The 23,493-nt window shown below is 50.7% G+C and carries 21 protein-coding genes, 1 tRNA gene and 1 pseudogene; 11 read left to right on the top strand and 12 right to left on the bottom strand.

The features are described from left to right. Nucleotides 1-3 precede the first annotated feature (3 nt). The 6 genes and pseudogenes from hfq to nnr form a co-directional block, all read right to left on the bottom strand. Nucleotides 4-306 (bottom strand): RNA chaperone Hfq, encoded by a 303-nt coding sequence (gene hfq / locus AC2A06_RS09460; protein ID WP_023489452.1) that lies wholly within the window; start codon nt 304-306, stop codon nt 4-6. A 114-nt stretch (nt 307-420) separates the two neighbouring features. After that, entirely contained in the window at nt 421-1,362 is a 942-nt protein-coding gene (gene miaA / locus AC2A06_RS09455; protein ID WP_473196180.1) for a tRNA (adenosine(37)-N6)-dimethylallyltransferase MiaA, read from the bottom strand. Then, nucleotides 1,355-3,232 (bottom strand): DNA mismatch repair endonuclease MutL, encoded by a 1,878-nt coding sequence (mutL, locus tag AC2A06_RS09450; RefSeq protein ID WP_484380105.1) that lies wholly within the window; start codon nt 3,230-3,232, stop codon nt 1,355-1,357. Before mutL ends, miaA begins: the two co-directional genes overlap by 8 nt. Nucleotides 3,233-3,254: 22 nt before the next feature. Then, nucleotides 3,255-5,027 carry an N-acetylmuramoyl-L-alanine amidase AmiB gene (amiB, locus tag AC2A06_RS09445; protein ID WP_484380104.1) on the bottom strand — a complete coding sequence of 591 codons (1,773 nt, stop codon included), beginning with the start codon at nt 5,025-5,027 and terminating at the stop codon, nt 3,255-3,257. A gap of 7 nt (nt 5,028-5,034) precedes the next feature. Then, the gene (gene tsaE / locus AC2A06_RS09440; RefSeq protein WP_473196183.1) at nt 5,035-5,505 is read right to left on the bottom strand and encodes a tRNA (adenosine(37)-N6)-threonylcarbamoyltransferase complex ATPase subunit type 1 TsaE; all 471 of its coding nucleotides are present in this window, start codon (nt 5,503-5,505) and stop codon (nt 5,035-5,037) included. Nucleotides 5,506-5,516: 11 nt separating this feature from the next. Continuing rightward, nucleotides 5,517-7,039 (bottom strand): annotated as a pseudogene (nnr, locus tag AC2A06_RS09435) (bifunctional ADP-dependent NAD(P)H-hydrate dehydratase/NAD(P)H-hydrate epimerase). Between nnr and queG the strand changes: the two are divergent. Together queG and AC2A06_RS09425 are read left to right on the top strand one after the other, a co-directional pair. Next, entirely contained in the window at nt 7,038-8,177 is a 1,140-nt protein-coding gene (gene queG, locus AC2A06_RS09430) for a tRNA epoxyqueuosine(34) reductase QueG (RefSeq protein ID WP_484380103.1), read from the top strand. The pseudogene nnr and the gene queG overlap by 2 nt on opposite strands. Before the next feature lie 368 nt (nt 8,178-8,545). After that, nucleotides 8,546-8,776 (top strand): DUF2798 domain-containing protein, encoded by a 231-nt coding sequence (locus tag AC2A06_RS09425; protein ID WP_023489445.1) that lies wholly within the window; start codon nt 8,546-8,548, stop codon nt 8,774-8,776. A 310-nt stretch (nt 8,777-9,086) separates the two neighbouring features. Here the strand turns inward: AC2A06_RS09425 and AC2A06_RS09420 are convergent. Next, nucleotides 9,087-9,162: transfer RNA gene (locus tag AC2A06_RS09420), tRNA-Gly, on the bottom strand. 184 nt (nt 9,163-9,346) lie between these two features. Next, nucleotides 9,347-9,892, bottom strand: a complete 546-nt coding sequence (orn, locus tag AC2A06_RS09415) for an oligoribonuclease (RefSeq protein ID WP_023489444.1) — start codon at nt 9,890-9,892, stop codon at nt 9,347-9,349. Nucleotides 9,893-10,073: 181 nt separating this feature from the next. Between orn and rsgA the strand changes: the two genes are divergently transcribed. From rsgA to mscM, 3 genes are all read left to right on the top strand, one after another. Then, nucleotides 10,074-11,120, top strand: coding sequence for a small ribosomal subunit biogenesis GTPase RsgA (gene rsgA, locus AC2A06_RS09410; RefSeq protein WP_484380102.1), 1,047 nt, complete (start codon nt 10,074-10,076; stop codon nt 11,118-11,120). Between the two features lie 133 nt (nt 11,121-11,253). Then, nucleotides 11,254-12,150, top strand: a complete 897-nt coding sequence (asd, locus tag AC2A06_RS09405) for an archaetidylserine decarboxylase (RefSeq protein ID WP_484380101.1) — start codon at nt 11,254-11,256, stop codon at nt 12,148-12,150. 12 nt (nt 12,151-12,162) lie between these two features. Then, on the top strand, nt 12,163-15,504 hold the full coding sequence (mscM, locus tag AC2A06_RS09400; protein ID WP_484380100.1) for a miniconductance mechanosensitive channel MscM: 3,342 nt from the start codon (nt 12,163-12,165) through the stop codon (nt 15,502-15,504). A 59-nt stretch (nt 15,505-15,563) separates the two neighbouring features. Here the strand turns inward: mscM and epmA are convergent, their stop codons facing one another. After that, nucleotides 15,564-16,541, bottom strand: coding sequence for an elongation factor P--(R)-beta-lysine ligase (epmA, locus tag AC2A06_RS09395; protein ID WP_023489440.1), 978 nt, complete (start codon nt 16,539-16,541; stop codon nt 15,564-15,566). A gap of 408 nt (nt 16,542-16,949) precedes the next feature. On the opposite strand from epmA, the gene frdA reads away from it, so the two are divergent. From frdA to blc, 5 genes are all read left to right on the top strand, one after another. Beyond that, a complete protein-coding gene (gene frdA / locus AC2A06_RS09390) occupies nt 16,950-18,746 on the top strand; it encodes a fumarate reductase (quinol) flavoprotein subunit (RefSeq protein WP_484380099.1) in 1,797 nt (598 codons plus the stop codon). Further along, entirely contained in the window at nt 18,739-19,473 is a 735-nt protein-coding gene (locus tag AC2A06_RS09385; RefSeq protein ID WP_023489438.1) for a succinate dehydrogenase/fumarate reductase iron-sulfur subunit, read from the top strand. Before frdA ends, AC2A06_RS09385 begins: the two co-directional genes overlap by 8 nt. A 16-nt stretch (nt 19,474-19,489) precedes the next feature. Then, complete coding sequence (gene frdC / locus AC2A06_RS09380; RefSeq protein ID WP_023489437.1) at nt 19,490-19,882, top strand: fumarate reductase subunit FrdC; 393 nt, start codon at nt 19,490-19,492, stop codon at nt 19,880-19,882. A gap of 12 nt (nt 19,883-19,894) precedes the next feature. Then, nucleotides 19,895-20,254, top strand: coding sequence for a fumarate reductase subunit FrdD (gene frdD, locus AC2A06_RS09375; RefSeq protein WP_023489436.1), 360 nt, complete (start codon nt 19,895-19,897; stop codon nt 20,252-20,254). 127 nt (nt 20,255-20,381) lie between these two features. Further along, nucleotides 20,382-20,915 (top strand): outer membrane lipoprotein Blc, encoded by a 534-nt coding sequence (gene blc, locus AC2A06_RS09370; protein WP_484380098.1) that lies wholly within the window; start codon nt 20,382-20,384, stop codon nt 20,913-20,915. 11 nt (nt 20,916-20,926) lie between these two features. On the opposite strand, the gene sugE is transcribed toward blc, so the two are convergent. Both sugE and efp read right to left on the bottom strand, forming a co-directional pair. Further along, a complete protein-coding gene (gene sugE / locus AC2A06_RS09365; protein ID WP_023489434.1) occupies nt 20,927-21,241 on the bottom strand; it encodes a quaternary ammonium compound efflux SMR transporter SugE in 315 nt (104 codons plus the stop codon). A 153-nt stretch (nt 21,242-21,394) separates the two neighbouring features. Beyond that, nucleotides 21,395-21,961 (bottom strand): elongation factor P, encoded by a 567-nt coding sequence (efp, locus tag AC2A06_RS09360; protein WP_037384432.1) that lies wholly within the window; start codon nt 21,959-21,961, stop codon nt 21,395-21,397. A 42-nt stretch (nt 21,962-22,003) separates the two neighbouring features. Between efp and epmB the strand changes: the two genes are divergently transcribed. Beyond that, a complete protein-coding gene (gene epmB, locus AC2A06_RS09355; protein ID WP_473196193.1) occupies nt 22,004-23,032 on the top strand; it encodes an EF-P beta-lysylation protein EpmB in 1,029 nt (342 codons plus the stop codon). A 79-nt stretch (nt 23,033-23,111) separates the two neighbouring features. Here the strand turns inward: epmB and AC2A06_RS09350 are convergent, their stop codons facing one another. Next, nucleotides 23,112-23,456: a DUF4156 domain-containing protein gene (locus AC2A06_RS09350; protein ID WP_484380097.1), complete on the bottom strand. Its 345-nt coding sequence runs from the start codon at nt 23,454-23,456 to the stop codon at nt 23,112-23,114. Nucleotides 23,457-23,493 lie beyond the last annotated feature (37 nt).

The following is a 23,493-nucleotide window of genomic DNA, read 5'->3' as shown; positions in this document are numbered from 1 at the left end:
GCTTTATTCAGCGTCATCGCTTTCCTGCTGCGGTGCAGATGGATTATTACCATGGTGATAACCACCTGTCGTACCGCCACTCGGATTGTTACTGTGATGCGACACCGGGCGCGATGGAACAACGGTAGAGATCGCATGCTTATAAACCATCTGGCTTACCGTGTTCTTCAACAGAATGACAAACTGGTCAAAAGACTCAATCTGGCCTTGCAGCTTAATACCATTCACCAAATAAATAGAAACCGGAACTCGTTCACGACGCAATGCGTTCAGGAACGGATCTTGCAAAGATTGCCCCTTAGCCATTCTATCTTTTCCTTATTTGCTTGTTGTTTGTAACAAAGAACCTATTGGCTCTAAAATAAACGACCTAAAAAATTTGCGCGCCGAATATCTGTCAATTGTACACAATCGCCCAACCTATGCACTAACAACCTGTATTACTGTGTTCAAAGCCTCTCCCTGTTTATCACTGTCTAGCCAATAAACCGACTCCCAACCCCGTAACCAGGTCATTTGGCGTTTAGCCAATTGACGTGTTGCACAAATACCACGAAAAACCATCTCATCATAACTAATATCGCCCGATAAATATGACCACATCTGGCGATAACCAACACAGCGAATAGCGGGCAAATCCTGATGCAAATCACCCCGAGAGAACAGAGCACGCGCTTCCGCTTCAAACCCTGCAGCCAACATTTGCTTGAACCGCAGTTCGATACGTTGATGTAACAACTCCCGACTGGCTGGCGCTATTGCAAATTGGTGAACTTGATACGGCAACGATTCACCTGCAATTTTAGTCAGTTCCGTTAAAGTTTTACCCGAAATACAAAAAACTTCCAGTGCTCTGGTCAGTCTCTGCGGATCATTTGGATGAATACGCTCTGCCGCCACTGGGTCAATTTGCTGCAATTGACGATGCATCGCTTGCCAACCCTGCTCCGCAGCTTGCTGTTCAATCTGTTCACGCACCGCCGGATCCGCCGAGGGCAACGGCGATAATCCTTCTAATAGTGCTTTGAAATAAAGCATGGTCCCCCCCACCAACAGGGGAATACGACCAGCAGCAGTGATGTCGTGCATCTGTTGCAGCGCATCGCGACGAAAATCTGCCGCTGAATAGGCTTGTGCCGGATCACGAATATCTATCAACCGGTGTGGTGCTCGAGCCAACTCTTCTGCCGAGGGCTTGGCGGTACCCACATCCATACCACGATAAATCAATGCAGAATCTACACTGATCAGCTCCACTGGCAAGTGCTCACGTAATGCCATTGCCAACGCAGTCTTGCCGGATGCGGTCGGGCCCATAATAAAAATAGCCGATGGACGAGAGTTCATTTCAATTTCAGTCATGTTTCAGTGCCGCCAAAGCAACGTGTAAATCTACAGGCTGTAAAAGGTTACCTGGCGGAGACTTTACTAATTGTGGGCACAACCGCTCAAGGTCAGTCAACAATTGTATCGCTTGCGAGTTGTTCCACTGCTCATGCTCACTGCTGAGTTGCCCCGCAACCCAGCGAGCCAATGTGGCAGGTGATACCTCCTGACATTCGGCGAGGTAGCCTAACAGCTCAGGTATCAACTTTTGTAAATTTTGTTGGCGTAATGGTAAAGGGACTGCGCGCAACATCACATACCCATGTTCAGGTTGTAGTTCCAACCCCATGCTGACCAGTAAAGCCTGATGCTGTACACACGCAGCCACTTCATTTTTATTCAACGTCAGCTTAATCGGGATCAGTAATGGTTGTGGTCGTAATCCCTCTTCCGGGGGGCATAACTGCACCTGGCGTAACCCCTGCTCAGCAATCGTCAAATTGAGTAGCACCAACTGCTGGCGTTGCTCCAACAACGCATAACTGGGGGGATAAATCATCAATACCCGACCAAAACTATGTTGGTTACCCGCCAGCGGTATTTGTTGTTCGGTCTTGGCTGCTGGAAATAGCGGTTTTTTTGCCTCACCTATTGGTGTGGCCTGCAATAACTTACCGTACAATTCACCTTCACGTTTTTGATAACCAGGACCTGCCTGATAGCTCGGTTGCGGCGCACGCTCACGCGCCTCTGTCGTTGCTGTCGTTGCTGTCGTTTCCGTCGCTGGCGATGGCTCTCGCTGTGGCGCTGGCTGTGCAAAATGGTTACCACCAGCAGCAATGCGGTTTTCCGGTTGCCAGGCTGGCGTGGGTTGTCCGTTGGGTTCAGCAAGTGGCAATGGCATATGGGCCGCCTGCTGAAGCACCGTTGTTACCGCCTGGTAAATAAAATCATGCACCAACCGTGCTTGGTGAAAGCGCACTTCATGCTTGGCTGGATGAACATTGACATCCACCTGGTGAGGGTCCACCTCCAGATAGAGTACATAGGCAGGTTGCTGCTCGTCTTTCAACTGGTCCTGATACGCCTGACGAATGGCATGATTGATCAGTCGATCACGCATCATTCGGCTATTAACATAGCAATACTGCATTTCACCCAGTTGGGCCGACCCTTGTGGATCGGCAACCCAACCACGGATACTGAGCTCACCATGCTGCCAGGACACCGCTAACGCATGTTGTAAAAAAGCCGGGCCACAAATGCTTGCCAAACGTCGCTCATGCTGGCTCTGATCTTTGGCAGCTCGATATTGGCGTATCAGTTTGCCGTTGTGACTCAAATTGAGGGTCACATCCAAACGAGCCAGAGCGATACGCCGCACCACTTCATCGATATGACCAAATTCGGTTTTTTCCGTGCGCATAAACTTACGCCTGGCGGGTGTGTTGTAAAACAGGTCCAGCACTTCAACCGTACAACCCACTGGGTGTGCGGCCGGTTTGACGGTCACTTGCTGATCTCGCCCTTCCGCATACGCCTGCCAGGCTTCCCCTTGCTCGGCGGTCCGTGAAGTTAATACCAAACGTGATACTGAACTGATACTGGCGAGCGCCTCACCACGAAAACCCAGGCTGATGATCGCTTCAAGGTCATCCAACGTGCTGATTTTGCTGGTTGCATGACGGGCCAGCGCCAAAGCCAAATCCGTTTTACCAATTCCACAGCCATTATCACGGATACGAATCAGCTTGGCACCACCACGTTCAATATCGATATCAATACGCGTCGCCCCTGCATCCAGGCTGTTCTCGACCAGTTCTTTCACTACCGATGCCGGGCGTTCAACCACTTCCCCGGCAGCAATCTGGTTGGCTAATTGTGGCGGTAATACCTGGATAGGCATACGGACCCCTCTGTTTTTGGCATCAATCCTGCGGAATAATGAGCGTGCGATCGAGCGGCGCTACGTCCGATTTTAATTTGTTAACCCGTTTAAGCTCACTCACACTAACACCATAGCGCGTCGCGATGGATGATAACGTATCGCCACGCGTCACTTTGTGTTTAGTCGCCTTGGTACTTTTTGCCTTGGTTTGCGCTGGTGCGGCTGTTTTATTCCCAGCGGGCACTTTCAAACGTTGGCCTACCCAGACTCCCTCTTTCTTCAATTTATTCAGCTCGCGTAGCGTCGCCATGCTAGTACCGTAACTTTCGGCAATACCAGAAAGTGTCTCTGCAGGTTTTACCACATGGATTTGCGTTTTCCCGACACTCACTTTCGCACTGCTGGCGCGGCCCACAGGCTGAGGTTGTCTTAAATCTTGCGTCCTTGGATTAACCGCCGCTGTGACGCCCAGCGGACGGTCTTCCACCTTTGGGTCGGCTTGTAGCGGATGCGCCAGGAAATAATTGCGCAAACCGTTATGGATTGCCCGCGCAATTTTATCCTGATAAGCGCCACTGCCCAGCAGTCGCTCCTCTCTGCTATTACTGATAAAACCGGTTTCTACCAACAGCGATGGGATATCTGGTGAACGCAGCACCCCCAGACTGGCATGCTCAGGGCGGCGTTTGTGTATTGCACCCACAGTTTGCAATTGGTTCAGCACCCTCACTGCGACGTCGTAACCGACGCGTTGTGAATGACCAAATTGCAGGTCGAGCACCGCCTGGCTAAGATAAGGGTCTGCTTTGCTATTTGCCAGCAAATCACCCGCTCCCCCCAATAGCTCAGATTGTTTCTCGTGTTGTTCCAACCAACCCGCCATTTCACTGTTCGCCCGGCGATTAGACAGAACCCAAACCGAAGCGCCACTGGCACTACGATTAGGTGCCGCATCGGCATGGATGGACACCAAGACATTAGCCGCCTGCTGGCGCGCCACATCGGAGCGCCCCATCACCGAGATAAAATAATCGCCATTACGTGTCATTACCGGTTTGAACACCGGATCAGCCTCCAGCAGGGCTCGTAGACGCTGGGCAATAGCGATGGTCACGTTTTTCTCTTTGAGACCATTAGGCCCGATGGCGCCTGGGTCTTGCCCACCATGACCCGCGTCAATAGCTACCACCACACGATCGCCAGAGCCGCCAGAAGAGCGGCTACTGCGCGCTGTCGGTTGCGTTGCCGTGGTAGTCGATGTGGACGTGGATGTTACTGCTGGCTTATTGGTAAAGGGGTTAACCCCTGCAGGTGCTTTACGCCCAGCATCGCTGACTGTCGAAGTTGACGTCGGCACTCGACGTACGATGTCCTTACCAACTGTTTCCTTACCAGCTATGTCCTGCTTCGGGCTCTCTTCGGCAGTAATGGTGAAGACCACAATATAGGTGTTCCCCTCCTGACGCATAACCGCCTGGGTTTTCGCCCGTTGGGTGAGATCAAACACCAAGCGTACCTTCTGAGCATCCGGCGCCTTAGCGCTACGAATGCCTTTGACCAGATTCTTGCCACTAAAATTTAAGGGTAGACCACCCACTTTCCCACTCTGTTTCACATCCAGCAGGACGCGCTCCGGGCTATGCGCCGAAGAAAACGTATACTCTGGTGGGCCGGTAAAGCTTACCGATACGACGGCCTCGCGTTGCGCATTGGTCACTTTGATATCAGCTAAAGAAGACGCTGCCCAGGCCCCCATTGGCCAACACAGTGCAAGCAAGGCGATGACAGCAAATGTTCTTAATCTATGCATCATTGCCCTGTCATCCTTGCTGTCGGTGAATTCGTTCTAGCAACTGCCCACCATAGGAGGAAACAGCCTGGATCTGCGCTTGTCGACCTTGGTCATGATAAGCAAGATGTAACTCCAGGTCTGGAGTAGGGAGTACACCAGCCCCCTGCTGCGGCCATTCAACCAAACAAATGGCATCTTGGGCGAAATAATCACGAACCCCCATAAATTCAAGCTCTTCTGGTGAGGCCAGACGATACAAATCAAAGTGATAGACGGGTAGCGGCTGCAAGGTATAAGGCTCAACTAAGGTATAAGTGGGGCTCTTCACCTTACCTTGGTGCCCCAATGCCTGCAGAAAACCCCGGCTAAAGGTGGTTTTACCGGCACCTAAGTCGCCATAAAGATAAATAACACTGGCACGATCACATGCCTTGGCCAAAGTGGCCCCTAATGCCACTGTCGCTGCCTCATCCGGCAGAGGTAAAACAAGCTCTTTCATTCGATTAATGTCTATTTTACCCATTCAGGGTTAACGTAATGGGGAATCATCGGCAACAAATCGGTTGCCAATAATCCTCTTGTTCCTTGCTTCGCCGCAATGTTGTCTGCCACTGCGCCATGAACCACACAACCTGCACAGGCGGCATCATACAGTGAGAGCTTTTGTGCCAGCAAACCACCGATAATACCCGACAGCACATCGCCCATACCACCGGACGCCATACCTGCATTGCCCACATCGGCAATCGCCATTTCCCCTTGCGGCCCGGCAATCAATGTACCAGCCCCTTTCAGCACCGCCACACCGCCACACCGCCATATTGCACAGCCAGTTTGCGTACTGCTAGTAAGCGGTCACTCTCAATATCAGCGGTGCTACAGCCTAATAAACGCGCGGCTTCACCTGGGTGTGGGGTAATAACACGATTCTGACGCTTCTCTGGCGCTAATGCCAGCATGTTAAGTGCATCGGCATCCCATAACGCTGGTTTATCACTGGATTGCAACCGCTGTAACGCATTCCTGCCCCAATCACCTTGGCCTAGCCCTGGCCCCACCACGATCACATCCGCCCACTCGATAGCCTGGTGCAAGCTATCATCCGTTAACGGCTGCACCATCAGTTCTGGGCGAGCGGTTAATAACGGCGCGACATGTTCATGGTGAGTAAGTACTCGCACTAAACCTGCACCGCTACGCAGTGCGGCTTCGGCGGCCATGCGTATCGCACCACCCAAACCATGATCGCCCCCCACCAGCAGCAAGCGCCCATGATCCCCTTTATGGGAACATGGACGACGCGGTTTCAGCCACTGCCCCAGGTTGTCCGCGGTAATCCGCTGAATTTGTAGCGGTTGTGTTACCAACCAGTCTGCTAATCCTAGCGTATTACAGTGCAATTGCCCCACCCAATCGCGGGCTTGCCCGGTAAGTAACCCCGGTTTGAGCGCAATAAACGTTAATGTCTGTGTCGCGCGAACCACGGCTCCTGGTGTGGCACCACTTTCAGCCAGCAAGCCAGAAGGGATATCCAATGAAATAATCGGTACACCCACTTTATTAGCCGTTTCGATCAACCCATCATAAGGTGCTCTTGGCGCAGCCGCTAATCCGGTCCCCAACAAACCATCAATAATCAGGTCAATATTCTCTGGCCAGTGGCTATTGGCCGACTGAATTTCGCCACCGCACTCAAGCCAGGCTTGCCGTGCAGCCGCAGCTTCCGGCGGTAGGGAGTGAGCGCTTTGTACCGCAATAACCGTGACCTGAGTACCTACTGCTGCAGCCAAACGAGCGACAACATAGCCATCACCCCCATTGTTACCGTGCCCACACAAAACCAACCAATGGTTACTATGCGGGTAGCGCTCATGGGCCAGCGCATAAGCCGCAGCACCTGCTCGCTGCATCAATGAATAGAGTGAAATACCCTGTGCTGCTGCCGCTAGCGGCTCCGCCTGCCTGATCCAATCTGCAGACCAGACAGAGTGTGGTAAACTGGAGCTGTACTGTTCCTTACTATGGCTCGTCATGACACACCCCTTCGATCTCAATCAACTTGCCCAACATATCAAGCAATGGGGGCAATCGCTAGGATTCCAACAAGTCGGGATCTGCGATACCGATCTGACTGCTGAAGAACCTAAATTGCAGGCCTGGCTGGATCAGCAGTACCACGGTGAAATGGCCTGGATGGCACGGCATGGCATGTTACGTGCGCGACCACACGAGTTATTACCCGGTACACTGCGGGTTATCACAGTACGTATGAATTACCTGCCTGCCAACGCACGATTCGCCAGTACGTTGAAAAACAGCGAGTTGGGTTATATCAGCCGCTATGCCCTGGGGCGTGATTACCACAAGCTATTACGCCAACGACTAAAAAAGCTGGGAGAGCAGATCCAGGCCTATTGCGGTGAATTAAATTTCCGCCCGTTTGTTGATTCGGCCCCCATCATGGAGCGCCCTCTGGCCGCCAAGGCCGGTATTGGCTGGGTGGGTAAACACTCACTACTCCTCAACCGTGAGGTGGGTTCATGGTTCTTTCTCGGGGAATTGCTGATTGATCTGCCCTTGCCAGTGGATAAGCCAGTGGAAGATCACTGTGGCCGTTGTGTCGCCTGTATCACCACTTGCCCCACAGGGGCGATTGTCGCACCTTACACTGTTGATGCCCGCCGCTGTATTTCTTACCTGACCATCGAGCTGGAAGGCACAATCCCTGAAGAATTCCGTCCATTGATAGGTAACCGTATCTATGGCTGCGACGATTGCCAGCTGATTTGCCCATGGAATCGCTTTTCACCACTCAGCGATGAAGCGGATTTTAGCCCACGGGCGGCGTTACATGCCCCACCTCTCATCGAGTTATTCAGTTGGAACGAAGAAAAATTCCTGCGCATCACCGAAGGTTCCGCCATCCGCCGTATCGGACATCTGCGCTGGTTGCGTAATATCGCAGTGGCTCTCGGTAACGCCCCTTATCAGGATATTATTGTCATCGCATTACGCTCCCGACTGGGTGAAAATCCGATGTTGGATGAACACATCACCTGGGCAGTGACACAACAACTGACGCGACGTGAAACATTAGGGATTGAGGTACAAACCACACAGCAAAAACGTTTAGTTCGCACCATAGAAAAAGGATTACCAAGGGATGCTTAAGGCCAATGGCAGGCCTATCATTCCCACCTCGCAATGCCCTTTGTGGATTTGTGCATAAAAATAAAAATGTGTTGTCTTTCAACCGTCACAAAAAGAACAAGTGATCTGGATAACATTTTTTGATAAATAAAACTAAATATTTATCAATGAGATATAGAATTCACTTAGATTGCGTTGTATTTTTTAGCGACAGACGGAATGTACACAAGTTGTGGATAACTCTGTTCACAACATTTTATCTGGATATGTTTCAAGTTGCAGTTAATCCCTCTGTCACTTGCGTGGTGATCGGTATCTGCTCACCATTAATCAAGTCAACAATAACATTCTTATTCAGGCTGACGAATGACGTCTTACAGGAGAAAAAAATGTCTGAAGCATTACGGTACCGTTTGCTGTTTTCATTATTAATGTCAGGTTTAATGACTTTTTTAATCCCTGCCTGGGTGACTTTTATCAACCTCGGTTATCACCCCGGTTTTTTCCGGCAATGGATGCACGCTTTTCTGCTGGCATGGCCAGTCGGTTTCACTGTCGTTGCTTTATTTGCCCCGACAGTGCAAAAAATCACTCGCCGACTATTACAATCCGAGTCTTGACCCTTCCTCACAGAGTAAGGTCTTCGTTAACCGCGAAGATCTTGCTGTTGTTATTCTTTGAGGCTCAAGGGGTGAGTTGAGGTTTGGCACCGCGTATTTTGACGTTGGTTACAGCAAACCACAGGGCGACATTCTGTGCTTAGACTGGCAATAGAGAAAAGTACGGACGATGTTATTGCAACAGGCCGATGTACTTGAATAGTGACTTCTTGCACATGGCTTTTAGGGGATAACCCTGAATTTAAAAATGACTCATCACTTTAATTTTCAAACGGTTTTAGACATCAATGGAAGTCTAAAACCGGAAAATTGGAGCGGGAAACGAGACTCGAACTCGCGACCCCGACCTTGGCAAGGTCGTGCTCTACCAACTGAGCTATTCCCGCCCGGCGTATCGATGGTGGCAATGTCATAATTGTTCATCGGTACGGGGTGCGCATTATACGAGAAATCTTTTTCGCCGCAAGCCCCCGAAAGCAAAAAAATCGCGAATTTTGTTTAATCGCTGTTTTAAGCGCCAAGGTGAATAATTAATCTCCACAGCAAGGCATTGCAGGGGGATTTTACGCATTACAACTGAATAAAATGTTCGCGATAATAAGCCAGTTCTGCCACTGACTCACGGATATCATCCAGTGCCTGGTGAGTCCCCTGTTTCTGAAAACCGGGCAATATTTGCGGTTTCCAGCGGCGAGCCAGTTCTTTCAAGGTACTGACGTCAAGATAACGGTAGTGGAAATAGGCTTCTAATAGCGGCATATAACGGAAAAGGAAACGTCGATCCTGACCAACGCTGTTACCACAAATGGGGGATTTACCCGCAGGAACCCACTCTTGCAAGAAAGCAATCGTCGCCAGTTCAGCGGCACGATCATCAAACTGGCTGGCTTTGACCCGTTCCACTAACCCACTCCCGGTATGAGTGCGAACATTCCAATCATCCATCAACGCCAGTTGCTCATCAGATTGGTGTACAGCGATCACCGGGCCTTCAGCCAAGATATTCAAATCTGCATCCGTCACGAGGGTCGCAATCTCGATAATACGGTCACGTTCAGGATCCAGCCCTGTCATCTCCAGATCGATCCAAATCAGGTTATTCTCTTTTCCTGCCATGATGCTTCCCCACTTACAAGTAACTCGGATTATTTTGAGTATAGATTGTCCTTTCAAGCTCATCGGGACAGGTAATTTACCCTCTGACTGCAACTTGAGTGAACTTGGGTATAAAATAGTGTGTATCATAGCCTTTTTGCTCACCCCGAGCGATAAAAGCCCAAGACTCAAGTGAGGCGTAGTGACTAAGAACAAACTGTCCAAAGGCCAACAGCGTCGAGTGCAGGCGAATCATCAGCGCCGCCTCCGCAGTGACAATAAACCTGAGCTGGATGACAACCAACTCGGTGAACCGCAGGATGGTATCGTCATCAGCCGTTTCGGCATGCATGCCGACGTGGAAGCAGCCGATGGCAAACAACATCGTTGTAATATCCGCCGTACCATTCGTTCACTGGTCACCGGTGATCGTGTAGTATGGCGCCCAGGGGTGGGGCCGCTCGAAGGTGTCAAAGGCATCGTCGAAGCGGTACATGAACGCACTTCAGTGCTCAATCGCCCAGATTTCTACGATGGTGTCAAACCCATCGCCGCCAACATTGATCAGATCGTCATCGTCTCAGCGATTCTACCGGAACTTTCACTCAACATGATTGATCGTTACTTGGTTGCCTGTGAAACACTGGCTGTGGAACCATTGATTGTGCTGAACAAAATCGATCTGTTGGATGATGGTGGGCGCAAGCGGGTCAATAACATGATGGGGATCTACCGTCATCTCGGTTATCGCGTTCTAGAAGTCTCCAGCCAGCCCCGTGAAGGTATGGACGTTTTTGAGCAGGCACTGGTTGGGCGTATCAGCATCTTCGCCGGGCAATCCGGCGTTGGAAAATCCAGTTTACTGAATGCCTTGCTACCATCGACAGAAAAGCAAATTCTGGTAAATGAGGTTTCCGAGGTATCCGGCCTGGGGCAACATACCACCACAGCGGCACGACTGTATCACTTTCAACATGGCGGGGATGTTATCGACTCCCCTGGCGTGCGTGAGTTTGGTCTGTGGCATCTGGAACCTGAACAAATCACGCGTGCCTATGTGGAATTCCGCGACTATTTAGGCGGGTGCAAATTCCGCGATTGCCGCCACGATACCGATCCGGGCTGCGCTATTCGCCAAGCCGTCGAGAATGGAGCCATAGCGCAAGAACGTTTTGATAATTATCACCGTATTCTGGAAAGCATGGAGCAAGTTAAAACTCGCAAACACTTCCCAGATAGCGATAACTGATCTGCTGGTCTGGAACACAGGTTCACGCAAGCGACCACTAAAAGGCAATTCGCTGGTAAAACCAGCAACACAATGGTGTTGTGTTTTCGACATCATGATTATGTGCATTTTTATACGTTTTCACGAGGTTAACGTGCTAGATAGTCTCAAAATTAAATTACAGTATTGGCTGCCAAAACTGGCACTGACCCGTCTTGCGGGTTGGGGAGCAGAAAAAGAAGCTGGTTGGCTGACGCAACAGGTGGTGAAACTCTTCGCCCGCTATTATCGTGTGGATATGCAGGAAGCACAGAACCCTGACCTGAATTCCTACGCCACCTTCAATGACTTTTTCGTGCGTCCATTGCGCGAGGGTGCGCGCCCCATCGTTGCAGAACCTGATGTGCTAACCCTGCCTGCCGATGGCGCTATCAGCCAATTAGGCCCGATCCTTGATGATCAGATTTTCCAGGCTAAAGGCCACCACTATGGGCTAGAAGCCTTATTGGCAGGCAACTACTTGCTCGCGGAATCATTCCGCAATGGCCTGTTTGCTACCACCTATCTCGCCCCCCGTGACTATCACCGTGTTCATATGCCTTGTGATGGCACATTGCGTGAAATGATTTACGTGCCAGGGGATCTGTTCTCCGTGAACCCATTAACTGCCGCCAACGTGCCAAACCTGTTTGCCCGTAATGAACGCGTGGTCTGCGTGTTTGATACCGTCGTTGGCCCAATGGTGCAGATCCTGGTAGGTGCAACCATTGTTGGCAGTATCGAAACCGTCTGGGCAGGTACTGTCACACCACCACGTGAAGGCATTATCAAACGCTGGACCTATCCTGCGGAAGGGATGGAAGGTGCCATCTCGTTGGTTAAAGGTGACGAGATGGGCCGTTTCAAACTGGGGTCTACCGTGATCAATCTGTTCACTGCCGGCAGCGTGGAGTTCGCCCCTCATCTGAACAATGGCACCGTGACCCGTATGGGCCAGGCTTTCGCACAAATCGTGTCCATGCCAGACGCTAACATCACTTCGCCAAGCTAAGGAGCTGACGCTGTGCGCCTGATTATTTCATTACTGTTCAGCCTGTTATTCGTTCAACCGGTTCTGGGGGCGACGGTCCCCAACGAATCGCAATTACAGCAGGAATTAAAACAGGTTGAGAGTAACAAAAATGCCCCTAATCAGGCGGAAACCATTGAGGCGTTGCAAAGTGCGCTAAACTGGCTTAATGAGCGTAAAGAGTCACAAAGCGACGCTGAACAGTTCCAGCGGGTGATCGACGGCTTTCCGAAGATGATACAAGAGTTGCATAAGCAACTCGCCGAAGAAGAAAGCAAAACCCCGTCCAATGGCGACAATCTGCCAACCAGCGAACTGGAACAACTGATCCTGCAAACCAGCAGTCAGTTATTAGAGCAGGCACGTCTGTTACAACAAGAGCAGGAACGCTCACGGGATATCAGCGACTCTCTCAACCAATTGCCACACCAGCAAAGTGAGGCGAGACGCTTATTAGCAGAAGTGCAACAGCGGCTACAATCCCAAGGGAAAAACCAAACTACGCCACTGGCACTGGCGCAGTTGGCACAATCACAAGCTGAATTGGCAGCCAGAAAAGCGAGAGTCGATGAACTGGAACTGGCTCAACTTTCCGCTAATAACCGTCAGGAATTGGCACGTGTCCGTGCCGAAATCCATAAAAAACGCCATGAAAAAACAGATATACAACTGCAGGCCTTGCGCAATAGCCTTAATAGCCAACGCCAGCGTGAAGCTGAGCTCGCACTAGAGAAAACCGAGCAATTAGCAGAGCAGAATAACGATCTGCCCAAAAGCATCAGCCAGCAGTTACAAATCAACCGCGAGCTGTCTACCGCCCTGAACAATCAGGCTCAGCAGATGGAGTTGATCTCTTCCCAACAACGCCAAGCCGCGGCTCAGACACTGCAGGTCCGTCAGGCGCTCACCTCAATCAGGGAACAAGCACAATGGCTTGGAGCCTCTACGGCATTGGGCGAGACACTGCGTGCACAAGTAGCTACGTTGCCAGATGCGCCCAAACCACAGCAGTTGGATCGCACCATGGCCAATCTGCGGGTACAACGTTTACAGTTTGAAAGTCAGTTGGAAAAGTTACCCCAGCAGGCGAGAAATCTGAAACAGGATGATGGTTCTCCACTGACCGATGCCCAACAACGCATTGTTGATGCCCAGATACGAACACAACGTGAACTGCTGAATTCACTCCTGTCTGGCTGTGATACCCAAATTCTTGAGCTGACCAAGCTAAAAGTTGCCAACACTCAGTTGGTGGATGCACTTAATGACATCCGTGATGCGACGCATCGCTACCTGTTTTGGGTCGCGGATGTCAGCCCGATAACACTCGCTTACCCACTTAATGTCGCCTCTGACCTGACCCGACTGCTGTCACTGGATACCCTCACCCAGCTCAGCGGCGCCTTTATGATGATGGTGACCAGCCGGGAAACAATAATCCCCCTTTTTGGGGCCGTCTTATTGGTGATCTTGAGCATCAGTTCACGCAGGCACTACCACGCATTTCTCGCGCGGGCCAGCAGTAAAGTGGGTAAGGTGACACAAGACGAATTTTCGCTAACGTTACGTACTGTCTTCTGGTCAATTCTGGTGGCCTTACCCCTACCGGTATTATGGGCGGCAATGGGTTTTGGCCTGCAAAATGCTTGGCCGTATCCCGTCGCTGTCGCAATAGGGGATGGCGTCACCGCGACACTGCCCGTGTTATGGGTGTGTATGATCAGCGCAGCCTTTGCCCATCCGCAGGGGCTGTTTATCGCTCATTTCGGTTGGCCAGTGAAACAGATCTCCCTCGCCATGCGTTATTACAAGATGTCGATCTGGCTGATTGTGCCGCTGATTATGGCATTGATTACTTTTGACAATTTTAATGATCGTGAATTTGCCAGCACCCTCGGACGCCTGTGTTTTATCTTGTTATGCCTGGCGCTGGCACTACTTACTAACAGCCTGAAACGCGCCGGTATTCCGTTGTACCTGGATAAAAAAGGGAGTGGTGAGAATATCGTCAATAGCGCATTGTGGGGATTATTACTCTCAGCCCCACTGATTGCCGCATTTGCTTCGGCCATCGGCTACCTGACTACCGCCCAGAAACTACTGGCACGTTTAGAAACCTCGGTGGCCATCTGGTTCCTGCTATTAGTGGTTTATCATATTATCCGCCGTTGGATGTTGATCCAGCGGCGCCGCATTGCATTTGAACGAGCCAAGCAGCGCCGTGCTGATATTCTGGCCCAACGAGCCAAAGGTGAGGGTGAGTCAACACAGGCGCCCAGCAGCACAGAGGGGGCAATTGAAGTTGATGAGACAGAAATTGATCTTGATACCATCAGTGCACAGTCACTGCAGTTGGTACGCTCAATCCTGACCATGATTGCCCTGGTTTCAGTGATTGTTTTATGGTCCGAAATACATTCCGCATTCGCTTTTCTGGAAAATATTAAGCTCTGGGATGTGATGTCTACCGTCAATGGAGTCGAGACCGCCCTACCCATCACCATGGGTGCCGTGTTGATCGCCATTCTGGTCATCACCGTTACCATGCAACTGGTGCGTAACTTGCCTGCACTGCTGGAATTGGTGGTGTTGCAGCATTTGGATCTGACCCCTGGCACTGGCTACGCCATCACCACCATCACAAAATATTTGCTGCTGCTATTTGGCGCAATTCTCAGTTTCTCTTGGATTGGTATTGAATGGTCAAAGTTGCAATGGGTAGTTACCGCACTCAGTGTGGGCTTGGGCTTTGGTATGCAAGAGATCTTCTCCAACTTTATCTCGGGCCTGATTATTTTGTTTGAAAAGCCGATTCGTATCGGCGATACAGTGACCATCCGCAACCTGACGGGGAATATCACTAAAATCAACACCCGGGCGACCACCATTTCAGATTGGGACCGCAAAGAGATCATCGTGCCCAACAAGGCATTTATCACCGAGCAGTTTATCAACTGGTCGCTGTCTGACTCCATCTCTCGTGTGGTGTTGACCGTCCCGGCCCCCGCAGAGGCTGACAGTGAAGAGGTCACCAGGATCCTGATGACGGCAGCAGAACGCTGCGCGTTGGTGCTGGATAACCCGGCACCGGAAGCCTATCTGGTGGATCTGCAACAGGGTATTCAAATTTTCGAGCTGCGTATTTATGCCGCCGAAATGGTGCATCGTATGCCGCTGCGTCACGAGCTCCACCAGTTGATCCTCAGCGGTTACCGTGAGCACGGTATCACCTTGCCGTACCCGCCCTTCCAGGTTCGTCGCGAAACCCTCTCACGCCTGAACAATAATGGCCGCCCCGCGCAAGGAAACCCTGGCCGCGAACCTGGTGAGCTATAAAACAATCAGGGTTCAGTCAACTGAACCCTGATAACACAAGTGACAATACCCACTCACGCTTATGCTCGATCAACCGGAAACGCGATCACATCACTTAACTTTTCCGCCCCTAAGGCCAACATCACCAGGCGGTCAACACCCACCGCGACCCCTGCACACTCAGGCATGCCCTTTTGCAACGCGTCCAGCAAGTTATTATCAATCGGCTGAGCCGTCAAACCGCGCGCCACGCGCTTACGGTTTTCCTGCTCAAATCGCTGACGCTGTTCATTACCATCTGTCAGTTCACGAAAACCATTCGCCAGTTCAATACCTTTGAAATAGACCTCAAATCGTTCCGCTACGCGGTGATCCTCGGTACTGATCTCGGCCAAAGCCGCCTGAGAAGCAGGAAAATGATAAACGAATGCCGGTTTATCCTGGCCAATGTAGGGCTCTACCCCCACGGTGAACAGCAGTTGCAATAACGTATCGCGATCTTCTTCCGTGTCAGCGATATTACTCAAATCAAGCTTCGCGGCAGCCTCACGCAATTGCGCTTTCTCGGCCGACAAGGGGTCTATCGCCAAATGGCGCTGGAAAGCCTGCTGATAAGAGAGTGTTTCTGCACTGCTGCAGTCCAATACCTGCTGTAACAGATCATCCACCTCATTCATCAGACGGTACATATCGAAATGCGGACGATACCATTCCAACATAGTGAATTCAGGATTGTGATACCGACCCGCTTCTTCATTACGGAAACTGCGGCACAACTGATAAATCGGCCCGCTCCCGGCAGCCAGCAGGCGTTTCATGTGATATTCCGGACTGGTCATCATGTATAACGTCAGGCCATCTGGCACACCTGGGCCAACGAAACGTGTTTGGAAGGGGACCAGATGGAGGTCAGTCACTGTTGCTTGACTCATTGTCGGTGTTTCCACTTCTAACACGCCACGATCAGCAAAAAAACGCCGGATTTCTGCCAATATCGCCGCACGCTTCAACAAATTGGCAATTGGGGCACTGGGTTGCCAGCTTGCCGTTTCGCTCATGATTATTACTCCGAAATAAAACAGGGGTGCAGTCTACTCGTATCCAGCCAAGCAAACAAATCATAAGAAAGCGAGCGTTGGGCGCCTAATTAAAATCATAAAGAACATATTAACTATACAAATCACAGGTAATAACCTCGCTCGAAAGCAACGCCAAGATATCTTATTATTTTTTGCCCAAATGCCTTTCGTTTTATGGTTAAAAGGCAAAATAATCGATCACATCAAATTTATCCTACTTAAGATTAGTTATAATTACGTCCTCATATCCGGTAAGGGTTATCTATCCTTAGTTTTTAAGTTGCCATATTAATGAATCGCCTAAATAGATTAGCAGGCGAATTATGTTATAAATATTAAGTATAGATATGAAATTGATAGTATTAACAAGAACTTTGGAGGAGTGCAGTGCAAACCTTTAACGCCGACCTAGCCATTATTGGCGCAGGGGGAGCAGGTTTACGGGCAGCAATCGCCGCCGCAGAAGCCAATCCCCAGCTAAAAATTGCTCTTATATCAAAAGTTTACCCAATGCGTAGCCACACCGTGGCCGCCGAAGGAGGATCTGCAGCAGTCACTCAGCCCCACGACAGCTTCGACTATCACTTCCAGGACACCGTTGCTGGTGGCGACTGGTTGTGTGAACAAGATGTGGTTGATCATTTTGTCCACAGTTGCCCACAGGAAATGACCCAGCTTGAACTATGGGGCTGCCCTTGGAGCCGTAAACCGGATGGTTCAGTTAACGTTCGTCGCTTTGGTGGCATGAAGATCGAACGTACCTGGTTCGCCGCCGATAAAACCGGCTTCCATATGCTGCATACCCTGTTCCAGACCTCACTGAAATACCCACAAATCCAACGCTTTGATGAGCACTTTGTACTGGATGTGCTGGTGGATGATGGCCAGGCTCGTGGCGTAGTCGCCCTGAACATGATGGAAGGTACCCGCGTCCTGATCCGCGCCAATGCGGTTATTATGGCGACCGGGGGTGCAGGCCGTGTGTATCGTTATAACACCAACGGCGGCATCGTCACCGGTGACGGTATGGGGATGGCATTCCACCACGGTGTTCCTTTGCGTGATATGGAGTTTGTTCAGTATCACCCAACAGGTCTACCAGGTTCCGGTATTCTGATGACCGAAGGCTGCCGTGGTGAAGGCGGTATTCTGGTCAACAAAGATGGCTACCGTTACCTGCAAGACTACGGTATGGGCCCAGAAACCCCATTGGGCGAGCCAAAGAACAAATATATGGAACTGGGCCCGCGTGACAAAGTTTCGCAGGCTTTCTGGCACGAATGGCGTGCTGGTCGCACCATCCCTACGCCACGCGGCGATGTGGTCTACCTGGATCTCCGTCATCTGGGTGAGAAAAAGCTGCTGGAACGTTTGCCATTTATCTGTGAATTGGCAAAAGCTTATGTTGGCGTTGACCCAGTTAAAGAGCCGATCCCGGTTCGTCCAACCGCGCACTACACCATGGGTGGGATCGAAACTGATCAAAACTGTGAAACGCGTATTAAAGGGTTGTTCGCTGTCGGTGAATGTTCTTCCGTCGGCCTGCACGGTGCCAACCGCCTGGGCTCCAACTCACTGGCTGAACTGGTGGTCTTTGGCCGTGTAGCGGGTGAAAATGCAGCTCGTCGCGCACTGGAAGCCACCCCTGCTAACGACAGTGCTCTCGACGCACAAGGTCGCGATGTTGAAACACGTCTCAGCAACCTGATGAAGCAAGAAGGTAATGAGAACTGGGCTAAAATCCGCGATGAAATGGGTCTGTCAATGGAAGAAGGTTGCGGGATCTACCGTACACCTGAACTGATGCAAAAGACCGTCGATAAGTTGGCTGAATTGAAAGAGCGCTTCAAGCGCGTCAAGATCACTGACTCCACCAATGTGTTCAACACCGATTTGCTGTATACCATCGAATTGGGTTACGGCTTGGATGTTGCCGAATGTATGGCCCACTCCGCGTTGAACCGTAGAGAATCACGCGGTGCACACCAGCGTCTTGATGAAGGCTGTACCGAGCGAGACGATGTGAACTTCCTGAAGCATACGCTGACGTTCCATAACCCGGATGGCGCACCACGCCTGGAGTATAGCGACGTGAAAATTACCAAATTGCCACCAGCGAAGCGTGTTTATGGCGCAGAAGCTGAAGCACAGGAGAAAAAGGATAAGGAGCAAGCGAATGGCTGAGATGAAAACCATAAAAATCGAAGTCATGCGCTATAACCCGGAAAGCGACGCTGAGCCGCATTTCGAAACGTTTAGCGTACCTTACGATGAGCAGACTTCGCTGCTGGATGCACTGGGCTATATTAAAGATAACCTGGCACCGGACCTGTCCTACCGCTGGTCATGCCGTATGGCTATCTGCGGCTCCTGCGGCATGATGGTCAATAGCGTGCCGAAACTGGCATGTAAAACCTTCCTGCGTGAATACACTGCGGGCATGAAGGTAGAAGCGTTAGGCAATTTCCCGATTGAGCGCGATCTAGTGGTCGATATGACCCACTTTATCGAAAGCCTGGAAGCGATTAAACCCTACATCATCGGCAATGATCGCAAACCAGCAGAAGGGACCAACCTGCAAACGCCTGCGCAAATGGCCAAGTATCACCAGTTCTCCGGTTGTATCAACTGTGGCTTATGCTATGCCGCCTGCCCACAGTTTGGACTCAATCCGGAATTTATCGGACCAGCCGCCATTACCCTGGCACACCGTTATAATCTCGACAGCCGTGACCACGGCAAGAAAGAACGTATGCCGCAACTCAATGGGCAAAATGGTGTTTGGGCCTGTACGTTTGTTGGCTACTGCTCTGAAGTCTGTCCGAAGCATGTCGACCCCGCCGCTGCCGTACAGCAGGGCAAGGTGGATAGTGCCAAAGACTTCATGATAGCAATGCTGAAACCGCAATAAGGGAGGGGAGACAGCAATGACAACACAACGTAAACCCTATGTACGTACCATGACGCCGACCTGGTGGAAACAGTTGGGTTTCTACCGTTTCTATATGCTGCGTGAAAGCACATCATTCATGGCCGTGTGGTTCAGTATCGTGCTGCTCTACGGCGTATTTGCGCTTAAAGGTGGCCCTGAAGGCTGGGCTGGGTTTGTCGGTTTTCTGCAAAACCCAATCGTGCTATTGATTAATATCGTGGCTCTGTTGGCTGCAGCACTGCACACTAAAACCTGGTTCGATTTAGCACCCAAGGCAGCCAATATCATCGTAAAAGACGAGAAAATGGGGCCGGAGCCAATTGTTAAAGCCCTGTGGGCGGTGACAATTGTCGTTACGGTAGTCATTCTCGCCGTAGCGTTACTGTAATCCGGAGGAAACATGATAAATCAATCACCTAAACGCTCTGATGAGCCGGTTTTCTGGGGATTATTTGGCGCAGGTGGTATGTGGGGAGCGATTGTTGCCCCTGCAATCGTGCTGCTAGTCGGGATCTTGCTACCGCTAGGCCTGTTCCCTGGCGATGCCTTGAGCTATGACCGCGTATTGGCATTTTGCCAAAGCTGGATTGGCCGCCTGTTCCTGCTGCTGATGATTATTCTGCCACTATGGTGTGGGCTGCACCGCATCCACCACGCCATGCATGACCTGAAAATCCATGTGCCTGCTGGCAAGTGGGTCTTTTATGGTCTGGCAGCCATCCTGAGTGTGGTTACCCTGATCGGGGTTGCTACTCTGTAACCTCTCTGGCGGTCAACTTTCGTTGGCCGCCAATTCTCCCTACAGCCCTACCTGAATTTTTCTCTTCTGCTGTTTAGTTGATTGCGGATCTATACTGTTTATCTGTACCGATAAATAGGAATAAGCCATGAACTTCTGGTCAAAGCTTTCTGTCATATTATCTGCCCTGCTTGCGGTGGCCTGTAGCGTCAGCCCGCCAAAGGATGTCAAGGTTGTCGATAACTTCGACAGCACACGTTATCTTGGTACTTGGTATGAAATCGCTCGCCTGGACCATCGGTTTGAACGGGGTTTACAGCAAGTCAGCGCCAATTACAGCCCACGAGAAGATGGGGGTATAAAGGTGATTAACCGCGGTTTTGACGTTAAAAAACAACAATGGAAAGCCAGCGAAGGTAAAGCTTATTTCATTGGCTCACCACAGACCGCCTCATTAAAGGTCTCTTTCTTCGGCCCTTTTTACGGGGGCTACCATGTGATCGAACTGGATCCTGAATACCGTTACGCTCTGGTTTCTGGGCCAAGTAAAGATTACCTGTGGATCCTGGCGCGTACACCGACACTCGATAGCGCTACGCGGGAAAGATTGGTTCATATTGCCAAAGGATATGGTTTTAACACTGAAGCCCTGCTCTGGGTCGAGCAGCGCCCCAGCCAATAACCACTGACCCACTAACTGCTAAATTTCAGCCCTAAAATGCCGGCGATAATTAAGCACAGGCTAAGAATACGCATCATACTGGCAGATTCGCCAAGTAGTATCATGCCCATTATCGCCGCCCCCACCGCCCCAATACCGGTCCACACGGCATAAGCGGTACCTGCTGGTAATGTTTTCATCGCATTGGCCAGCAATATCATACTGGCAGCCATAGCGGCAAGCGTAATCAAACTGGGCATTAAGCGGCTAAAACCGTGGGTGTACTTCAAGCCAATAGCCCAAACGACCTCTAACAGCCCGGCAAAAATGAGGATAATCCACGCCATGAAACGGCTCCCAAACAAATAGGGTCGTCCCCGGATAAAAGAAGCGCAGGTGGGTCGTCCCATCTGGCTGAGTAGATAATTATCCCCTAGGGTTTGAATGACCATGGGGATAATTTGCAGAGGCCACAGGCGGTGACCTCTTTCAACAACGGCTTATTTAACGCGAGAAACGTATTCGCCAGAGCGGGTGTCAACCTTGATCACTTCGCCAATCTGCACGAATAGTGGGACCTTAACAACAGCACCGGTGCTCAGCGTAGCGGGTTTGCCACCTGTCCCCGCGGTATCACCTTTCAAACCAGGATCAGTATCAACGATCTCCAGTTCTACAAAGTTTGGTGGTGTCACCGCAATTGGCTGACCATTCCATAACGTCACAATACACTCTGCTTGATCCAGCATCCACTTGGCACTATCACCAATCGCTTTTTCATCCGCAGCCAACTGTTCAAAAGTTTCGTTGTTCATGAAGTGGTAGAACTCACCATCGTTGTACAAGTAGGTGAGGTTCATATCAACAACATCGGCACCTTCGGCAGAGTCGGTAGATTTAAACGTTTTCTCAACACGGGTACCGGTCAATAAACGGCGCATTTTAACACGTGCAAACGCCTGACCTTTGCCGGGCTTGACGAACTCGCTGGATTCGACAGCGTAAGGTTCGCCTTCGAACATGATTTTAAGACCCGGACGGAAATCGTTGCTAGAATAAGTCGCCATGATGGCCCTCTGAATAATTAAACTGGTAGCTTAGCCAAAAAAATGGCACACATTATAACCCGAAATACACCGCATAGAGAAGATTGGTTACATCAACTTGCCGATGTTATTACCGATCCCAATGAATTGCTGCAGCTTTTATCGCTGAATAATCACCCCGAACTACTGCAGGGGGGTGACGCTCGCCGCCTATTTGCCCTGCGCGTACCCCGTACCTTTGCCGCCCGTATGCGCCATGGCGATGCCAACGACCCATTACTGCGACAAGTTTTAACCAGCAGTGCTGAGTTTATCAACACCCCCGGCTTTACTGTCGACCCGTTAGATGAACAACGCAGCGTAGTACCGGGTTTACTCCATAAATATCGTAATCGCGCCCTTCTGTTGGTCAAAGGGGGTTGTGCCGTCAACTGCCGCTACTGCTTCCGCCGCCATTTCCCTTATCAGGATAATCAGGGTAACAAAGCAAACTGGCTACAAGCGTTGGATTATATCCGCCAACACCCAGAACTGGATGAAATTATTTTCTCCGGTGGCGATCCATTGATGGCCAAAGACCAGGAGCTTGATTGGCTGATAGGTGAACTGGAGAACATTGCGCATCTCAAGCGGCTACGCATCCATACCCGTTTACCAGTGGTGATCCCCGCCCGCATCACCACCACGCTTTGCCAGCGTCTATCAGCATCGCGCTTGCAAGTATTGATGGTGACACATATCAATCATGCCAATGAAATTGACCAGGAACTGTGCGCCAAGATGACGCAGTTACGCCACGCTGGTGTGACATTACTCAATCAAAGCGTTTTACTGCGAGGCATCAATGATTGTCCCGATACGCTAGCTGCACTCAGCCACGCCCTGTTCGATGCAGGTATCTTGCCCTACTACCTTCATCTGCTCGATAAAGTACAAGGCGCCGCTCATTTTATGGTCAGTGATGATAAAGCTAGAGTGATTATGAAAGGCTTGTTAAGCCAGGTTTCAGGTTACCTGGTACCACGCTTAACCCGCGAAGTCGGTGGGGAAGCCAGCAAAACACCGCTGGATCTGCATCTGATGGAAAAATAATGGCTTGTTATACGAAAGAGGAATGCCAGCACACTCCTCTTTGAACCTACCTAAGTCGTACTAAGTAGTCATTCTGGTGTTAGGGACACTTATACACTTGGCCAATCATTTTGCTTTCTCCGGGCACAAAGCTGGAGAGAAACGTCTGGCTTGGGCTGCTCACGCCATAAAGGAGATTGCCCCCCATTGCGGCGGCCTTGTTACGCAAATCATTGGCTGCACCCCGCATGGAACCACTTTCACCGTCATTGCCTGCCAACCAGTTACTTTGAGAACCGGTTACTTCACCGATAAATTGGCATTCTGCGGCAGGTTTGGTCTCAGTAAATTTAACTTGCTCCCCTGCAGTACTCAGTTCGTTGCTAGTGCTACAACCCGCCAGCAACAATGCTGCCGATAGACCCAGTAAGGTTTTAATCCGCATTTTTTCCCCCATCTAATATTGAGAATGACGCAAAACT

It is taken from the genome of Serratia sp. HNCC26DJ244 (assembly GCF_057180565.1).
The sequence above is the reverse complement of the archived record's forward strand: the minus strand, read 5'-3'. Positions and strand labels throughout refer to the sequence as shown.

Bases quoted from the DNA above. Each gene is read 5' to 3' on its own strand.
- AC2A06_RS09425 (WP_023489445.1), top strand. From the start codon at position 8,546: ATGTCTGAAGCATTACGGTACCGTTTGCTGTTTTCATTATTAATGTCA.
- miaA (WP_473196180.1), bottom strand. From the start codon at position 1,362: ATGACTGAAATTGAAATGAACTCTCGTCCATCGGCTATTTTTATTATG.
- sugE (WP_023489434.1), bottom strand. From the start codon at position 21,241: ATGGCGTGGATTATCCTCATTTTTGCCGGGCTGTTAGAGGTCGTTTGG.
- epmA (WP_023489440.1), bottom strand. From the start codon at position 16,541: ATGAGCGAAACGGCAAGCTGGCAACCCAGTGCCCCAATTGCCAATTTG.
- AC2A06_RS09385 (WP_023489438.1), top strand. From the start codon at position 18,739: ATGGCTGAGATGAAAACCATAAAAATCGAAGTCATGCGCTATAACCCG.
- frdD (WP_023489436.1), top strand. From the start codon at position 19,895: ATGATAAATCAATCACCTAAACGCTCTGATGAGCCGGTTTTCTGGGGA.
- hfq (WP_023489452.1), bottom strand. From the start codon at position 306: ATGGCTAAGGGGCAATCTTTGCAAGATCCGTTCCTGAACGCATTGCGT.
- AC2A06_RS09350 (WP_484380097.1), bottom strand. From the start codon at position 23,456: ATGCGGATTAAAACCTTACTGGGTCTATCGGCAGCATTGTTGCTGGCG.
- efp (WP_037384432.1), bottom strand. From the start codon at position 21,961: ATGGCGACTTATTCTAGCAACGATTTCCGTCCGGGTCTTAAAATCATG.
- queG (WP_484380103.1), top strand. From the start codon at position 7,038: ATGACACACCCCTTCGATCTCAATCAACTTGCCCAACATATCAAGCAA.
- frdC (WP_023489437.1), top strand. From the start codon at position 19,490: ATGACAACACAACGTAAACCCTATGTACGTACCATGACGCCGACCTGG.
- epmB (WP_473196193.1), top strand. From the start codon at position 22,004: ATGGCACACATTATAACCCGAAATACACCGCATAGAGAAGATTGGTTA.
- tsaE (WP_473196183.1), bottom strand. From the start codon at position 5,505: ATGAAAGAGCTTGTTTTACCTCTGCCGGATGAGGCAGCGACAGTGGCA.
- orn (WP_023489444.1), bottom strand. From the start codon at position 9,892: ATGGCAGGAAAAGAGAATAACCTGATTTGGATCGATCTGGAGATGACA.
- amiB (WP_484380104.1), bottom strand. From the start codon at position 5,027: ATGATGCATAGATTAAGAACATTTGCTGTCATCGCCTTGCTTGCACTG.
- blc (WP_484380098.1), top strand. From the start codon at position 20,382: ATGAACTTCTGGTCAAAGCTTTCTGTCATATTATCTGCCCTGCTTGCG.
- mutL (WP_484380105.1), bottom strand. From the start codon at position 3,232: ATGCCTATCCAGGTATTACCGCCACAATTAGCCAACCAGATTGCTGCC.